Below are 17,950 nucleotides of genomic sequence, written 5' to 3'. Positions count from 1 at the left end.
AACATGTTAAACATCTTTAATTATATTAATATAATACATATTTTATACAAACTATTGAAAATATAGAAAATCCTTAGAATTTATTAAACTACAGTATATTCTATTATTTTCAACTATAAAATATGTAATAATATATTTGTAATTTCATATATTAAATTATTATGATAAAATATCAAATATTTTTTATAATTTTTTTGTAAAAGTATAAATATGAAAAAATAGTTAGAAACAATGTTTTTATTAAAAAGAGTTATTTGAAAAGGGTGGTTATTTCATCCATGTATTTTGGAATATCAATATCCTGCGGACAGAATTTAGTGCAATTTCCACAGTTTATGCAATCTTTTGGACTGGAGGAATACCTGGTTATCATATTCCTGTAATACATCCCTACGGAGTGATTTTTACTGGTTTTTTGGGTGTTGTATAACTTTAAAAAATCAGGTATCTTTATGGCTTTCGGACAATGGTCAATGCAGTAATTACATCCCGTGCATTTGATTAAATCGTATGAATGCATTAACCGGTTTATCCTGTCAAGAAACTCCAAATCATCCTCTGACAATTTTTTATCATCCTCAAATATTCTGATATTTTCCAAAAGGTTACTCATATTGTTCATACCACTTAATACAACCATTACATTATCCAAGTGCTTGCAAAAAGAAAATGCCAAGTCCACCGCCTTTCTGGAGGAATGTTTGTCAAATTCCTTAAGTATGTCAGAATCCTCATAGGACATCAGCCCCCCTTTAAGCGGTTCCATTATGATTATGTCGACATCATGTTCTAATGCCACTTCATAACATGCCTTTGATTGGATTATCTCATCATTCCAGTCCAGGTAATTTATTTGCAGTTGTACGAATTCTATTTCCGGATGTTTTTTGAGGATGTTATCCAGAAATTTTGCATCATCATGACAGGATATGCCGATGTGCCGGATTTTTCCCTCTTTCTTCTTATTTAAAATAAATTTGAAGGAGTCAATATCGGTGAATTTGCTTTGATGTTTTGTACTTACGTTATGCAACATGTAATAATCGAAGTATTCGACCCCACATCGTTTTAGTTGGGTATTGAATATCTCTTCCATTTCTGAAGCATTATTTAGATTGAATATCGGCAATTTATCTGCCAGAAAAAATGATTCCCGCCGATGGCGTTCAACCAGAGCTTTTTTTAGTGCCTTTTCACTGTTGCCGTTTAGATAGGTGTATGCCGTGTCAAAGTAGTTGTAACCGGCATCCATGAAGCAATCGATCATTTGTTTAAATAAATCTATGTTAATCTCTTTCGTATCATGATTGACCAATTCCAATCTCATGGTTCCGAAGCCTAATTTTTTCATTAAATCACCGGAGAAGTATTATTATAAAATAAGTTATTTGTACTGAAATAGAAGATTGGAAGAGGATTATTCCTCTTCTTTAAATCCATATAGTGGTATTTCAAAAGTCTTTTTAACATCTTCCATGACTTCTGGGATATTTATATGTTGTGGACATTCCTTTACGCATTTGCCGCATTGTATACATTCTGATGCTATTCCATTTGACTCTATTTTTGAGTAATTTACATATGCATTACCCACTGCCGTAAATGTTTGGATATTTTCTATTTTTTGATTGTTGTAAAAATCGAATAATTTTGGAATGTTGATGTTTACCGGACAAGTGCTTATGCAGTAGTTGCATTTTGTACATGGTACTGTTATTTTGCTGTTTATTATGTCAATTACACTGGATATTATTTCATATTCATCAGGGTTTAATTTCTCGTGGGAATCCATGATTTTTATGTTTTCTTCCATTTGTTCAAGACTGCTTACCCCATTTAATACCATGAATACTTCATCCATGCTGGCCACGTATTTTAATGCCCAGGATACTGCTGATGCATCCGGATTGTATTCCTTCATTATTTTTTCGGCTTCTGGTGGTATGTTTGCAAGAAATCCGCCTTTTAGCGGTTCCATCACGATTACAGGCAGATTGTATTTTTTTGCCACTTCTACGCATTTTCTTGATTCTACTCCATCGTTTTCCCAGTCAAGGTAGTTTACCTGCAGTTGTACGAATTCTATCTCAGGATGATTTTTTAGTATGTTGTCCAGGTATTCTGCATTGGCGTGTGTCGATAGTCCCATCTTTTTTATTTTTCCATCTTCCTTTAATTTCTTTACGAATGAAAATGAGTCAACATCTATAAATCCTGCCTCAGAGAATCCGCTTACATTATGCAAAAGGTAATAGTCGAAGTAATCTACTCCACAGCGTTCCAGTTGTTGGTTGAATATTTGTTCCAATTGTTCATCTTTTGTTATTAAAAACAGTGGCAGTTTATCTGCTATGACAAATGAATCTCGTGGATATCTTTCAACCACTGCCTTTTTAAGGGCCACCTCACTTAATCCATCATGATACGGATATGCGGTGTCAAAGTAGTTAAATCCGTTTTCCATAAATATATCTGCCATCTTATTTACTTCTTCCTGATTTATTGATTTTAAGTCGTTTTCATCAGTTAATGGTAATCTCATCATTCCAAAACCCATCTTTTTCATAATTAATCTCTCCATTTACTCCTATATTATTACGTAATTTTTTTTAAATAATCGCTTAATTCATCTTTCAATTTGTTATCAGTTAATTTATCCTAATCGTTTTGTCTTATTACTTTTGCAGGATTTCCTACTGCTATTGAATTGTCAGGAATATCCTTGGTTACTATACTGCCTGAACCTATTACCACATTGTTTCCGATTGTTACACCAGGCAAGATTATTACATTTGCACCTATCCAGCATCTGTCGCCTATTTTTACAGGACTTCTTGTGTTTACGAATGTGTATTCTATCGAGTCGTCGAAGTTTCCCTCTTCGTTGATGTAGGCATATTTTCCATCATCCAGTTTGTCATCTACGGGCACTATGCGTTCTTTTGTACTCACGGGATGATTTGCACAGATTATGTTTACACCCTGTGCCAGTAGTGTGTAGTCACCGATTTCTATTGAATCCGTGTCAAGGTAGTTGTTGTTTGTATTGATAAATGATCCTTTTCCTATTTTTATGTTTGTTCCCACGTTACAGTAGAAGGGCAGTAGTACTTCCGTGTTTTCACCTATTTGACCGAATAATTCATGTAACAGTTCTTTCTTTCGTTGAATTTGTGAGGGATGTAGATGGTTTAGTTCATATTGCAAGTTGGCTGCTTTTGAGAATTTTTCAGCCCATTTATCATCATCCAATTCCAGTGGTCCTTTGACTCTCCATTGAGTTTCTTCCATTACAGTCCCCCATTGTTTAGTGTTTTTTCAAAATAGTATTTTTTTGTCTTCAGATATTCTATTTTCTCATCATACATTTTTTCTTCATGTATTTTTGATTCGTTTATTGTTCTTGTTATGCTGTCTATCTTTTTCTGATATTCTTCCATTCTCTCTTCTTTTTTGTGGGTCAACTTATTGATTTTTTCATTTATTTCTTTGATTGATTCTTTTGTTATTTCATCTTTGTTTAGCTTTAATTCTTCATCCATTGCTTTATCCAAGATATCTTGTAAATTTAATCCTTTTTTCTTGATTAAATCCATTTTATCTTTGTTTACCTTTACACATGTACTTTTATCATATTTTGTCATGTAAATTAAACCCGTTTTATGTATATGATTTTTCAATTCTCATATTGTATATATGGATTACATCCTATTAAAACTTTCATACAAATATAAAAAAAATATAACTATTATCAAATGAATTATTGAAAAAGTATAAATAGTATAAAAATTATAATTAATTTTGGACAATGTTTAATATTGTCTACATAATACTATTAATTGTATAGGAGTATGATATAAAAAAATGAATAATAAAAAATTAATATTTACAATGCTGATGATAATCACAATAATTATAACTGCAAGTACAATAAGTGCAAATGACGATACTGATACACAGGATGTGGAGATTGAAAAAAACGTTCAAAAAAGTATAAACGTTCAGGAAAAATCATTGAAACAAGACGAGGAAACAGTTGACGTGAACTCATATGAAGAACTATACGATTCAATCGCAACGGCAAATTCCCAAAGTAAAAACAAAACGATAAACCTGAAGGATGGAAACTACGACATCACACAGGACATTGATATCAAGGGCACAAGAAAGGCAATTACAATAACCATTAACGGTAACAACAATATCATAAATGGAAATAACCAGAAAGCATTCATATCCATCCAAAAATCAAACACACTAATAATCAATAATCTAACGATAACCAACACCCAATCCAACAGGGCAAATGCGATAAGGAATCTTGGAAATTGTATACTTAATGACATTACCATAAAAGACACATATTCCAAGTACAACAATTCTTCATCGGGTGGAGCAATATACAACTCGGGTTTAATGAATATAAATAACTGCAAGTTCATAAACAATACACTTGATGCCATAACGTTTGGAGGAGCTGCAATATACAATTCAAACAACCTGACAATAACGGATTCAACATTCGAAAACAACACCTCAAGTGATGGATCGGCAATCTATTGTTTATACAGCAAAAGCACAGTAATTCAAAATTGTCTGTTTAAAAACAATACTGCAAATAGCTCCACAATATACAATCTGAACTCCAATATAAGTGTTGAAGATACACACTTTGAATCAAACAAGGGAGAATATCCAATATGTTATCTGCTTGAAAACGGTCAGATAGACTTGTCAAAATGTCAAATATACAGACATCTATCCAATGGATTAATCTACAGCAACGGTAATGTTTCAATAGGAAATTCATCAATATCAGAAAACAATGTGAGCAAATCGCTGTTTTATAACAATAACCAGTTGAACATAACAAATTCACAAATCCAGGAGAATAATGGAATTATTGTTATGAATAACCATGAGGCACTCATCTTAAATTCATCAATAACGTCCAATAATGCAGGCGATACACTTACAGAAAACATTAATGAAAATGCTACGATAAGCATTCAAGATTCCATATTCACCAACAATACCTCAAATCATATATGTAAAGAGATAATTGCAACCACAATAATCAAAAATACCACATACGTCAACAACACATGTGAAGAATTATATGAGGGTAGTGTTGAACATATCAAAGCATCAGACAATACATATATTGGAAATAGACTGTTTTCACAAATAATCTGTGATGATAATTATATCTTCAATTATGATGAGGATATTCAAATAACAGGAATTATAAAGACAAAAGAAGTATATAATACAAGCGTTACAACAGGTAAGGTAAGCCTATACTTAAATGACTCTTGTTTATCATATTCCAATGTTTATTCAAACGGATACAATATTCATATTACTGAAATAATCAATAATTCATCAAATTTTAGAATGATATTCGAAGATGTCCCCAATTACAAAAATTGTGACAAAAATATAATAATAGAAATGTTATATCCAGAATATGATGTTCAAATAATATCACCAGAAGCCATAGAATACGATACGCCATTTAATTACACAATCCTCATCAGAAATACCCAAGAGGCAAATGGCAGCAACATCATATTGACAAATGTACTTCCAGATAATCTCGTGTATATCTCATCGGACAACGTGGATTATGACAACAACACATGGTACATCCCTAGTCTTAAGTCAAATGAAAGCAAGAACCTGACCTTGACTGTAAAAAGCATTTTCCCCGATGACATACTGCTAAATATTACTGTCAATGATTCAAATACGAATGAAAGTTCAATGCATGAAAAGGTTATAATGGTACAAAAACCTGCACTCTACATGAACGTATCAGACAATTGTGAAAACATAAGCATAGCAGATAAGTTGAGATTAAATATTAGCATTGCAAACAATGGAAGCGGAAAAAGTGGAAACATTAATGTGACAATCACCATGGCTGGAATCATTGTCTACAACAATATCATTAATCCGATAAATAGTAATGAAATCATAAACGTTAATTATGACTCGATAATTAACAAGACAGGTAAATACAACATGACTCTCACCATACATGATGAAGTATTTAACCTTACAAAACATAAGAGTTATGAATTTGATATAAAAAAACCAGAACTGATTGTTGATAAGGTCTATGTACACGTAAATGATAGCATTAACCTGACAGCCCACACTACCAATATGAATTCATTGGACAATTCAACCATCATATTTAAGGTAAATAATCTAACAATCATCAATTATCAGATAATAACCGACGGATCAGACATTTGTTTAAAGGATTTTATAATTCCATCCAACTGGAAAAAAAGAAACTACACACTGGAAGTTAAACTATACAAGAAGGGTCTTGAGAGTGTTTTATCAGGTACATCCTCAATAAATATCCTTAAATTGAATGTTTACTCTGTTGTGTATGAAGTAACAGGTTTCCCAAATGACAGGATAACTTTAAAAGCAACAATAACTGATGAACGAAACCAAAAGGTTGATATGGGAATCGCCAGGTTTAAGATTAACGGAATAACAATCAGACAGACCATCCATGTAAGAAATGGAGTTGCCATACTTGAAGATTATGTTATTCCATCCAACTACAGAGGACCGAAGTATAACCTATCACTGGTATACGGTGAAAACAACCTATATCACTCCAACAGAAACTATTCAACGATTACACTTGAAAAAGAAGAATCAGACATTGATATAACCAATACAACATTCATCAGAAGACAAAACTTTACGGTATATGCTCGAATTTACAGAAAATCAAATAATGAAAGTGCATATGGCGGCAAAGCCATTGTAAAAATAAACAGAAAAACAGTATCCCCCGCATTGGATGTTTCCAATGGTGAAATATCATTCACCTATCCGAATATTCCTACCAGCCATATCGATTGTATAATCGTATGCTATTCAGGTAATAATATTCTACTAGGAAGCAGAAAAATCGTGGGAATTAACAAATTTAATTATAGGTAAATGCAATGCATTTACCCACATAACCCCCTATTATATATCTCAATTAAAAAACGGAGGACAATTAGTATAATATAATGATTTATACTAAACAATATTACAATAAAAATTAAAATATTTTATTAATCCCCCGTGCTGTATATGATTTCCCCTTTTTTCATATACGGCACGATTTTTATCAGAACTTTTTTTCAATTATCTAATAAGTTAAACCATGTGCATTAAATGATTATTGGAAGAACATATTAAGACAAAACTCCATTAATAATTCCAATATTTAACTTTTGAGAAATATTTCATCAAAAATCCTTTAAAAATGTTAAAAAACTGTTAAGTTTAAATATTATCTAAGCCATAATTATAAACATAAATTTAAATGAAATATTGGAGTTTAAAAATGATAATCGTAAACGCATCATTAAAAGCAAAAAAAGACAAAATAGACGATATTGTAAGTGAAGCAGAAAAATTAATCCTAGCATCAAGAGAACATGAAGGAAACATATCCTATAACTTATTCAAAGATGTTTTGGATGATTCCCTAACTTTCGTTGAAAAATGGGAGTCAAAAGAAGCTTTGGAAAAACACATGAAAACGGATGAATTTATAGCATTCGGTAATGATATTAAAGAATTCCTAACAGATGAGCTAGACATTACAGTCTATGTTGCAGAACCTGTAACTGGAAATTAAATTATTGAAGGAATACCTTCAATAACCCACTTTTTTTATAATAGAATAGATATTACTTTTTTATATATAATCTGAAACTACAAAGTCAGTCTATATTCTCGATTACCACTTTCTGTTTAATTTCCCTGATTAACTTGGCTTTAATAATATTGTTTTTAATAGGATCATTTACGTAAAATTTAACGGTAACATCAACCCCATACGCCGTAATATTCTTAGGCAATATCAGATATTTCGGTTCCTTTAGTATTAACGGATTATTATCAAGTATATTTTCGATTTCATGTATTTTTTCTTCTAATTCATAGTCATTTCTAAGATTTACCTGGAATGATTCGGCGTATACGCCATACTTTGTAAAGTTTATAAATGACTTCGTACTGAATACCACATTGGGCACTGAAATATACTTGGTTTTATATTCCAATTCAACAGATTTAAGGCCTATCCTTGTTACCTTTCCCACTTTTCCATCTATTTCTATCAAGTCGCCAACCTTGAATTTCTTTTCAAGAATTATTATAACGCCCGAAATAATATTGGACAATGTATCCTTCGCAGCAAGACTGACTGCTACACTTGCCAGTCCTAAACTAAGAATCAAACTCTGCAAATCTATACCCAATACAGATAAGATTGAAACAAGTATTATTACCACAGTTAGATAATGAATAATGGATATTATTTTTTTAACCAGTACCTTTTCATTATTGTCTGCATCATCATATTTCAATAGGGCCTTGACAATAATCTTCATGATTATTAAGGGTATGGCTATTGCAAGAACTATTTCAAATATTGTGTATAGATATGGCACTATCAAGTCATACGGTTGTGATATCATTCTTTTTATTCCTTGTCAGTAAATTGTTGAATAATAATTATTTTTAATTATCAGATACATATATAGTTATAATATATACTTTTTTATGAATAATACTTATTTTTTTCTAAATCAATCGACAAGGGGTAAAATTTAAATGGTTTTAAGAGAATTATTAGCACCTGCAGGTAGTTATGACATATTGGTTGTGGCAATCAATGCTGGTGCAGATGCTGTTTACATAGCAGGACATAGATATGGTGCCAGAGCATTTGCTCAAAATTTCACGTCGGAAGAAATTGAAAAGGCTGTTCGTTATGCCCATCTTAATGGTGCAAGCATCCATGTTACCGTTAATACACTATTTAATAGTGGAGAAATCCTGGAAGTTCTTAAATATGTCCAATTCCTATATAGAATAGGTGTCGATGCCGTTATTGTACAGGACATCGGACTTGTATATCTGTTAAACAAGTACATTCCCGAAATGGAGGTTCATTCATCTACACAGATGACCCTACGTGATTATAACAGCATACTATGGGCCAAGGATGAAGGAATCAAAAGGGTTATTTTACCTCGTGAGATGGAAATTGATGAAATAAGTAGCATTAACAATAGATTAAAAAAGGATAAAATCAAGATGGACCTGGAAGTCTTCGGTCATGGCTCATTATGCTACTGCATATCCGGAGACTGTTATATGTCATCGTTCATATCAGGACGTAGTGCCAATAGGGGTGCCTGTGCACAGCCGTGCAGATCAATGTATAAGTTAAGATATAAAAATTACAGAATCAATAACGGCTGTTTAATCTCCACACATGATCTGGCCACATTCAAACACGTGAAGGAAATATCTGATGCAGGCATCATTTCCCTTAAGATTGAAGGCAGATTAAAGTCTGAGGATTATGTTGCATGCGTTGTACATGCTTATAGGACAATGATTGACAATATGAATAATGAGGACAACAGCCAACTTATCAAATCGCTACAGGAAGAGCTTGATTTGACATTTAATCGTTATTATACCAACGGTTATATAATGCATGACACACCGGGAGAGGTCATGGGCAGGGAAAGTTCGTTCCATCAAGGATTATATCTTGGTAAAATCAAGTCCATCGAGGATACCCTTGTTGATATTGAATTTGAAAATGAAAATCATCCTACCCTCGTTAAGGGTGATGGTATTGGTTTTAAACACAACAACCACATAAGGGGCATCTATTTGGATAAGATTATCCAACAGGATGACAAACATATCCTCATCGATACAACACGTGATATTCGTGTAGGTTCTGAGGTATATATCAGTTATTCCAAAACATTGCATGATAAACAAAAGCAGTACGCACAGGAAAGGATAAATCCGAGCATTCCTATATCGCTGGACATTTCATGCAACAAAAAAAGGCAAATGACCGTTAATGCCAGCTTCAAGGTAAATGACAGGATTATTAGCTTTGGATATAAGTCAGAACGTAAATTTGATGATGCCATAAATAAGCCGGTAACCGAGGAGATGATTGTTAACCAAATGTCCAAAACAGGTGATACACCATTTTTAATAAATAACATCAGAGTTAATGATTTTCCGGATAACCTGTTTATGCCACTTGCCAAGATTAACAATATAAGACGTGAAGTGTTGGATATCGCCAGCGAAAAACTATTACAATCCTATGTTCCGGATGAGATTAAACAGGATCAGATTAGAAAAACCATCAAAAAGCTTGCAAAGGAATCCAAGAATAAAGAGATTGATATGGAACAATCACATTATGTGGGATTAAATGTATATGTGGATAACCTGGAACTATTGACCATAGCAAATAGAAATCCGATAAACAGGATATACTTCGATGCATCATACATCTATGACAATAAGGAGGACTACTTTGAAAATATTGAAGATCTCTTAACGCAGGCCGCCACTATCGCATCCGACAAAGAGGTCGTGTTGGTACTCTCGGCTTTCACCTCGGATGATGACTTGGACAAATTAAAGCAAATTCACAGAAGATTAGAAGAAAACAACATACATATCTCAATAATGGGAGATTCACCCTCCTTAACACGCAGTTTCCCAAATACGAATGTTTATGGAGCCCACAACCTGAACATTTGGAACAACTATAGCGTTGCAATGCTTGATAAGAACAACTTCAAAGGGGCTACCATTTCAAGTGAACTGAGCAAAGAGGAAATAACGGATCTTGTTAAAAAGTCCAATGAGTATGATACCAAACTGGAACTGATAGTTCAGGGAAATCAGGAGATTATGGTATCCAAGGATGACTTCGGTAACCTTAAGGGTGGATTTGACCTGGATATAGAAAGTGGAGAGTATGTGGTGCTTGAGGATAAACAGAACAATAAGAAATACAAGATATACTTTGACTACAACAGACAAAGTCACTTCTTAAACAATGACATGCTCTGTCTAATTGATGAAATTGATGAGATTAAACAAATGGGCATAGAAAACATTACACTTGACTGCCGATTCACATCCGCCAATTATATCAACAAGATCATAAACATTTACATCCAGCGACTAAGGGATGAAAATCCCGGCAGGTTATACTCCGAAAGCATTGAGGAGATATCATATTCAAAACTCAATAAGGGAAACTACATAAACAAAAGAGTTCTTGAAGACTTGAAAAGTCAGAAAAAAAGAAAGAAGAAAAGACAGTGATTATTGTTTACGTTTTCCTTTTTTATTTTTTTTAGCATGCCCCTGTTTATTTTTTAGATAGTTATCTGATTTTTTTGTACATCGTTATGATATTAAACTGTTCGTCTTCTGATTTGCTTGATTTGTAGTAATCGAATCCTTTTTTTAAGTAGAACATGCAGCTGTCTACAAGTGAATCTGCCAGTATATAATTGGTCTTTGTACGAAATCTTTTGACAATCCATAATATGTCCGTCAAAATCAATGTTCCCAGACCATATGTCCTGTACTTCTTACATATATACAAATAATCAATTTTAACACAGTCATATTTATTATCATTCAATTTAAAAATATCATCCTTTAATGTGAATACGCCCAGTAATTTATTTTCATGTATGATAATGAATATTTCACTATCCTTATTGTACTTGTCAAAATGAGTTTTGGTAAAGAATTCCATGCTTTCTGAAGATTCATAGTCGTATATGATGTCATATTTATCCAATTTTAATACTTTGCTTTTGGCTATTATTTCATACATTTTCCTGTAAATAATTTAATTATAAATTATCCTCCATTAATTTAATTTAGTTAATATAATAATTTATTAAACATTGTATAAAAATATTACCTTTTTTTAAAATAATAGTATATGTATCAGAAAATGGATTGTGATATTGTATAAAAAAATAAAATATCGAAAAGTTTTTATTAAATATGAGAAATAAATATTAAAGTATAAGGTTTTATAGAAAATATAAGACTGATAAAAAAAAATTATTATAAACAATTAAAACAGGAATTTATAATTATTTAGGAGATAAGATTTTTTATGACATGTACCATTTTAGTTGGTGGCCAATGGGGAGACGAAGGTAAAGGAAAATGTATCACTTACTTTTGTACCAAAGATAAACCAGACATCATTGCAAGAGCAGGAGTAGGTCCAAATGCAGGCCATTCCGTTGAATTTAATGGTGATAAATATGCCCTTAGATTAACACCATCTGGTTTTTTCAATAAAGATGCAAGATTATTAATAGGTGCTGGCGTACTAGTAAATCCGGAAGTATTCCAACATGAACTAGAATATCTTGAAAAATACAACACCGATGGTAGAACATTCATGGATTCAAACTGTGCAATAATAACAGACAAACACACACAGGCAGATAAAGATTCATCATACCTATCCAAGAAAATAGGAACAACCGGCAGTGGATGCGGACCTGCAAACGCAGATAGAATAAACAGGACAATAGACTATGCAAAAGATGTAGACTGCCTAAAAGAATACATTACCGACGTACCAACAGAAGTAAACAAAGCATTGGATGAAGGAAAAGATGTATTCATCGAAGGATCTCAAGGATTCGGGCTAAGCCTATACTATGGAACATATCCATTTGTTACAAGTAAAGATACATGTGCAAGTACGGCAGCTGCAGACGTAGGGGTAGGACCAACAAGAATAGATGAAGTAGTTGTAATCTTCAAAGCATACACAACCCGTGTAGGAGAAGGACCATTCCCAACAGAAATAAGCCCAGAAGAAGCAGAAGCTATGGGAATAGAAGAATTTGGAGTAGTGACTGGACGTAAAAGAAGAGTCGGACTATTCGACAAAGAATTTGCAAAACGTTCATGTATGATAAATGGTGCAACACAAGTGGCATTAACCTGTATCGACAGACTATACCCTGAATGCTACCAAGCAAACGAATATGATGACCTATCACAGGAAGCAAAAGACTACATTGCAGACATAGAAGAAAGCATAGGCGTACCTATAACAATCATATCAACAGGACCTGACTTAGCCGATACAATAGACCTCAGAGATGAAAAACTAAACTAATCTCCTTATTATCTTTTTTTTTAAAATATGAAAATGTGCAACAATTTTGCATATATAATATACTTGTTCTTTGACACTACTTTATTATTTTAAAATTTGTTCCGTTTTTTTAGCATAATCGAGAACGTAAACAATTCCTTTTAGGGGTTTTTTTAGCAAGTTTTTCTTATAATTATGTTCATAATTATCAAACATGATTGATATTATGTTTAATATATAATATAAAAAGATATACAATTCATTTAGCAAAATAATTGTCGCACACCATCTGAATTAATTTATGACAAGCTAAAATATGGATAAAATTATTATTACATTAACAATATAATAATTAATAATAAAATAATATGGGGTGTTATTATTAAATATTTAAAGAAGATAGTATTATTTTCAATATTTCTGTTGTTATTATGCTCTTTAACTGCTATTAGTGCAGGTAATACTACAATTACTGATGATAATCCGAAATATCCACTAATGATAATCAGGAAATATCAACTAATGAGTATCAAGAAGTGCAACTAAGCAAAAGCATTAACAAGCAGAATACGATAAAATCTGAAAATAAAATAAGTAATTCAAACGAAACATCAAAGAGAATTAAGAAAGAAAACAGTCAAAACAATTTGAAAAGCTCATCTGATGTGGGAACATTCAAAGAACTACAGGAAGAAATTGATAAAACCGGTATTGGGAATGTATTAAAATTAACAAGAGATTATAAGGCTACATCTGTTAATTTTTTAGGTCGGGGAGATATTGATATTACCTATCCTATAAAAATTAATGGTCAAGGACATACATTAGATGCCAATAATATTGACAGAATATTTAATATTCAAAGTGCAGACGTATTTATATACAACCTCACATTGATAAATGGAGATCCATTAGCTAAAGGTAGTTTCATATACTGGAAAGGATCAAGGGGATTGTTAGAAAATTGTACATTTAAGAATGTTTATAAAAATGGAATTCAAGCTTCCACATATTCTGCAATCTATCTAAAATCTTATAATGCAACCATTAAGGATTGTGTTTTCCATAATCTTGCATCTAAAGAAGGAAGTGCAATTTATATAGATGATCAACTAGATAAGATAATAAACTGTGAATTCACTGATAATTATGATGAAGTGGCAGCCAAAAGCCAAGATGGAATTCTTTTAACAAAAGCTGGTGGAGCAATCTATGTAAATGATAAATATACTCTGATAAAAGATTGTTATTTTAATAATAATATAGCAGAGGAAGGAGGAGCCATTTACATAAATAGTAATTATGTTACTGTTGAAACATGTGATTTTATTAACAATAAAGCTAGTGAAAATGGAGCGGCAATTTATTCAAATGAATATAACGTCGACATAAAAAACAATTCATTTGCATTAAACAGAATAGGTAACGGAATTAATCCAACAAGTACAATTTATAATAATATTTATTCCACTAAAACTATGGATGCTGATAACAACTGGTGGTCAAACTCCATAACAAATAAGAATGTAGATTTAACTTATGTTAATGACGAGATTACAGTAAAAGATAGAATTTATCTTGATATTGATTATCCAAGCAGTGCCAAATTAAACAATCCAGTGGAAATCAGAGTTACGTTAAAAAAAGATGATAAAACAATAAACGGTAATATTGGTAGACGTTTACAAGTAACAGCAAGCAATGCCAAAGTAACTCCAACATCATTTAGATTAGATTGTACAAAAACCATTAAATATACGCCAATACAAGACACTAAAGGTAACTTCACAATATATGTGGGTGAACTGAGTTTTACAAAAGACATTGAACACATACCCATATATTCATTTACAGAATTACAAAGGGAAATCAACAAAGCAAAAAACGAATACACACTAACTCATGACTACACATACACTCCCAACATAGATGATAACTCCGGAATAAAAATAAGTACTCCACTAAAAATTAACGGTAACGGATATACAATAAACGGATTAAATAAATCAAGATTAATCAATATCGTCTCAGATAACGTAACACTCGAAAATATAAATTTAATAAATGGAAAATGGCCAAAAGCATCAGCAATATACTGGGATGGATCAAACGGATTATTAAAAAATTCCAACATATCCCATAATTATGGAGGTTTAAATTCAGTAATATACATTGAAAAAGACAATGTAACACTACTATCAAACACATTCAACAACAACAAAGCAATAAATGAAAAGGGAATAATTGCCCTAAATGGAAATGATATCAGCATAATAAACAACACAATAAAAAATTCAAACATCAAAAACAATCAATACCCTGTAGGAGTACCACCAAACAAAAAACGAGATAATTACCTTAATCACTGCAGAGTATATGAAAATAATAGTGTTTATCAAACATTTACCATACTAGAACAACGAATCAAAGAAATTCCCGACTTTTATCTAGATGATGACTACACATATGATTCTGAAATTGACAAAGGACTAAAAAATGGAATAAAAATAACAAAATCAATAATCCTTGATGGATCTGAACATACAATAAACGGAAACCATGCTGCAAGAATATTTGACATAGAATCAGATAATGTAACAATAAAAAATATAAGTCTGATAAACGGTAAAACAGACAGTAAAGGTGGAGCAATCTATTGGAATGGAAAAAATGGAATACTGGAAAACTCCAAACTTGAGAACAATTATGCAGTTATGGGTGGTGCCGTATACATCAACAAAGCAAACACAAAAATAAACAGAAATACCTTCAATAACAACACAGCAAAAAATAAAGGTGGAGCAATCCATGTTCAATCCCCTACAAGCATAACAAACAACCTCTTTACAAACAATAATGCATCAGGATATAATAAGGCAGTAAATTTCTATGATAAAAAATATTTAAAACCATTCACAAACAACGTCTACATAAACAACACACAATTCACATTTGAAACAAAAATCGGATCATTCACAGAACTACAGGAATTAATCAATTCCGCAAACGGTACACTAACACTAACACAAGGATATAAATACCATCCAATAGCAGATACATCATTAAAAAATGGAATAAAAATAACAAAAGCAATAACAATTGACGGTAAAAAAACAATGACCAGCACTGGAGATAAACAAATAATTGATGGAAACAAAGAAGCAAGAATATTCGATATAACAAGCAATAATGTGACACTGACAAATGTAAAACTAATAAACGGAATTAACGATGAACGAGGAGGAGCAATCATATGGGATGCATCCAATGGTAAACTAGAAAACTCCATAATCGAAAACAACTTCGCACCTAGGGGCGGGGCAATATACCTAAAAAAAGAAAACAACACCATGACAAACAACAATTTCAAATATAATTCAGCAGCATATGGTGGAGCAATCTACGTATCAGCAAATAATACAACCCTAGAAAATAACATATTCCAAGACAATGAAGCAAAGAACGGACCTAACTATGCAGTATACACTACAAATCAATTATACGTAAATGATATAAACAACACATACATAAACAATCATGCAGCAGACTATGGAGGAAATGCAGAAGACGATGACAAAAACACACCGTCATACCAAGAAAACAAAAAAACGGTAAACAATCAAAAAACAACCCATAACGTCAATAATATTGCCAAAATCACAGTAAAGAAAAACAATAAAGTAATAAAAATAAACAACAATCAATTAACATTAGCCACCTTAAACAACATTTTCGGTTTAAACTTTACAAATGGACATTTGGCGGTATACATTGATGGAAAATTAGTATTCAATGATACAACAACCGACGACCTATCACAGATAATATATGACCTTTTAAAATTATTATCCGGAAACCATGAAATAAAAGTAGAGTTCACAGACAATGAAGGAAAAACAAACACATATACTGAAACTATAACAGTATAATTCCTAACCTCCCATCCTTCTTTTTAAACTAGTCTTCTGTTTCATATGCAAAGAATAAAAGAAATCATTATGGAGTTTTGGCATAAATTAATACTATTTTTAAACTTTTTTTAATGTTCACCATTACCCTTATTAAAAATTAAGAAATATAGATAAATACGCTCGTGATATCATGAATTTTTCCGATAGAATAATCAGACCACCATTTGAGGCAAGAAGCATATTCCTCCAAGTGACAAGTGGATGTAGCCATAATTCATGCAAGTTCTGTGATTATTACAAAACTACCGCCTTCAAAATATCATCCGAAGAGGAAGTTATAAGTGACCTTAAAGAACTACATGACAGGAAAGTAACCCATAATCGGGTATGGCTTCTGTCAGCAGATCCGTTTGGCCTGGACTATGAGAGATTATGTTCTATAGCGGAGCTTATTAGAAAACATTTACCATACGCCAATAGCATTGGATGTTATGCCAGAGTGGATAGTTTAAAAGACAAAAGCATCCGACAGTTAAAAGAGCTTAAAAAGCTAGGATATAACTCCATCGTTTTTGGAGTTGAGTCATGTGATGATAATCTTTTGGATTATATGAATAAAGGTTATTGCTCTGATGATGTTATAGAACAAATTAGAAAAATGGATGAATCCAATATGGGATACACCTTTACTTTCCTGAATGGTATGGGCGGCCATGACTATGGATTGAATCATGCAATCCAATCAGCGAAAGTATTCAATAAACTGAATCCCGAAAGAATCATGATTAACAGGTTGACAATATGGGAAAATACGCCATTATATTCAAAAGTAGAAAACAACATCTTTGAGATGCCAACAGAAAAGGAGTGTATCCGTGAATTAATGGCTTTTATTGATAAATTAGAAATAGATACATTCATCGATGCAACAAACAATACAAACATTATCCCCTTCTTTGGAAAAACAACAAACAAAGAGAATATCCTTGATAAATTGAACGATGAAATAAAAAGATTTAAATAA

At 32.0% G+C, this 17,950-nt stretch carries 12 protein-coding genes; 6 read left to right on the top strand and 6 right to left on the bottom strand.

Features of this window, described 5'->3' with window-relative positions; genetic code table 11:
* Positions 1-250: 250 nt before the first annotated feature.
* The 4 genes from AW729_RS00145 to AW729_RS00130 form a co-directional block, all read right to left on the bottom strand.
* Positions 251-1,351: an aldo/keto reductase gene (locus AW729_RS00145; RefSeq protein ID WP_112123165.1), complete on the bottom strand. Its 1,101-nt coding sequence runs from the start codon at positions 1,349-1,351 to the stop codon at positions 251-253.
* 66 nt (positions 1,352-1,417) lie between these two features.
* Positions 1,418-2,566 (bottom strand): aldo/keto reductase, encoded by a 1,149-nt coding sequence (locus AW729_RS00140; RefSeq protein ID WP_112123164.1) that lies wholly within the window; start codon positions 2,564-2,566, stop codon positions 1,418-1,420.
* A gap of 92 nt (positions 2,567-2,658) precedes the next feature.
* Positions 2,659-3,291, bottom strand: a complete 633-nt coding sequence (locus AW729_RS11690) for a sugar O-acetyltransferase (RefSeq protein WP_112123163.1) — start codon at positions 3,289-3,291, stop codon at positions 2,659-2,661.
* Complete coding sequence (locus AW729_RS00130) at positions 3,291-3,644, bottom strand: hypothetical protein (RefSeq protein WP_112123162.1); 354 nt, start codon at positions 3,642-3,644, stop codon at positions 3,291-3,293. Before AW729_RS00130 ends, AW729_RS11690 begins: the two co-directional genes overlap by 1 nt.
* A gap of 220 nt (positions 3,645-3,864) precedes the next feature.
* Here AW729_RS00130 and AW729_RS00125 point away from each other — a divergent pair, with 220 nt between their 5' ends.
* Entirely contained in the window at positions 3,865-6,975 is a 3,111-nt protein-coding gene (locus AW729_RS00125) for a right-handed parallel beta-helix repeat-containing protein (protein ID WP_112123161.1), read from the top strand.
* A gap of 394 nt (positions 6,976-7,369) precedes the next feature.
* On the top strand, positions 7,370-7,666 hold the full coding sequence (locus tag AW729_RS00120; RefSeq protein ID WP_162685677.1) for a putative quinol monooxygenase: 297 nt from the start codon (positions 7,370-7,372) through the stop codon (positions 7,664-7,666).
* An 85-nt stretch (positions 7,667-7,751) separates the two neighbouring features.
* Here the strand turns inward: AW729_RS00120 and AW729_RS00115 are convergent, their stop codons facing one another.
* A complete protein-coding gene (locus tag AW729_RS00115; protein ID WP_112123159.1) occupies positions 7,752-8,510 on the bottom strand; it encodes a mechanosensitive ion channel family protein in 759 nt (252 codons plus the stop codon).
* 136 nt (positions 8,511-8,646) lie between these two features.
* Here AW729_RS00115 and AW729_RS00110 point away from each other — a divergent pair, with 136 nt between their 5' ends.
* On the top strand, positions 8,647-11,196 hold the full coding sequence (locus AW729_RS00110; RefSeq protein WP_112123158.1) for a U32 family peptidase: 2,550 nt from the start codon (positions 8,647-8,649) through the stop codon (positions 11,194-11,196).
* Positions 11,197-11,257: 61 nt separating this feature from the next.
* Here the strand turns inward: AW729_RS00110 and AW729_RS00105 are convergent, their stop codons facing one another.
* Positions 11,258-11,719 carry a GNAT family N-acetyltransferase gene (locus AW729_RS00105; RefSeq protein WP_112123157.1) on the bottom strand — a complete coding sequence of 154 codons (462 nt, stop codon included), beginning with the start codon at positions 11,717-11,719 and terminating at the stop codon, positions 11,258-11,260.
* 291 nt (positions 11,720-12,010) lie between these two features.
* Here AW729_RS00105 and AW729_RS00100 point away from each other — a divergent pair, with 291 nt between their 5' ends.
* The 3 genes from AW729_RS00100 (at position 12,011) to AW729_RS00090 (ending at position 17,950) form a co-directional block, all read left to right on the top strand.
* Complete coding sequence (locus AW729_RS00100) at positions 12,011-13,036, top strand: adenylosuccinate synthetase (protein WP_112123156.1); 1,026 nt, start codon at positions 12,011-12,013, stop codon at positions 13,034-13,036.
* 515 nt (positions 13,037-13,551) lie between these two features.
* Entirely contained in the window at positions 13,552-16,944 is a 3,393-nt protein-coding gene (locus AW729_RS00095) for a right-handed parallel beta-helix repeat-containing protein (protein ID WP_112123155.1), read from the top strand.
* A gap of 172 nt (positions 16,945-17,116) precedes the next feature.
* On the top strand, positions 17,117-17,950 hold the full coding sequence (locus AW729_RS00090) for a radical SAM protein (protein ID WP_112123154.1): 834 nt from the start codon (positions 17,117-17,119) through the stop codon (positions 17,948-17,950).

Origin of the sequence: Methanosphaera sp. BMS (genome assembly GCF_003268005.1) — an archaeon.
Taxonomy (GTDB): domain Archaea; phylum Methanobacteriota; class Methanobacteria; order Methanobacteriales; family Methanobacteriaceae; genus Methanosphaera.
This window is presented reverse-complemented; position numbering and strand designations above follow the sequence as displayed.

What these genes read in the sequence shown, in the direction of transcription:
- AW729_RS00145 (WP_112123165.1), bottom strand. Translation starts at nt 1,351, where the DNA reads ATGAAAAAATTAGGCTTCGGAACCATGAGATTGGAATTGGTCAATCAT.
- AW729_RS00140 (WP_112123164.1), bottom strand. Translation starts at nt 2,566, where the DNA reads ATGAAAAAGATGGGTTTTGGAATGATGAGATTACCATTAACTGATGAA.
- AW729_RS11690 (WP_112123163.1), bottom strand. Translation starts at nt 3,291, where the DNA reads ATGGAAGAAACTCAATGGAGAGTCAAAGGACCACTGGAATTGGATGAT.
- AW729_RS00130 (WP_112123162.1), bottom strand. Translation starts at nt 3,644, where the DNA reads ATGACAAAATATGATAAAAGTACATGTGTAAAGGTAAACAAAGATAAA.
- AW729_RS00125 (WP_112123161.1), top strand. Translation starts at nt 3,865, where the DNA reads ATGAATAATAAAAAATTAATATTTACAATGCTGATGATAATCACAATA.
- AW729_RS00120 (WP_162685677.1), top strand. Translation starts at nt 7,370, where the DNA reads ATGATAATCGTAAACGCATCATTAAAAGCAAAAAAAGACAAAATAGAC.
- AW729_RS00115 (WP_112123159.1), bottom strand. Translation starts at nt 8,510, where the DNA reads ATGATATCACAACCGTATGACTTGATAGTGCCATATCTATACACAATA.
- AW729_RS00110 (WP_112123158.1), top strand. Translation starts at nt 8,647, where the DNA reads ATGGTTTTAAGAGAATTATTAGCACCTGCAGGTAGTTATGACATATTG.
- AW729_RS00105 (WP_112123157.1), bottom strand. Translation starts at nt 11,719, where the DNA reads ATGTATGAAATAATAGCCAAAAGCAAAGTATTAAAATTGGATAAATAT.
- AW729_RS00100 (WP_112123156.1), top strand. Translation starts at nt 12,011, where the DNA reads ATGACATGTACCATTTTAGTTGGTGGCCAATGGGGAGACGAAGGTAAA.
- AW729_RS00090 (WP_112123154.1), top strand. Translation starts at nt 17,117, where the DNA reads ATGAATTTTTCCGATAGAATAATCAGACCACCATTTGAGGCAAGAAGC.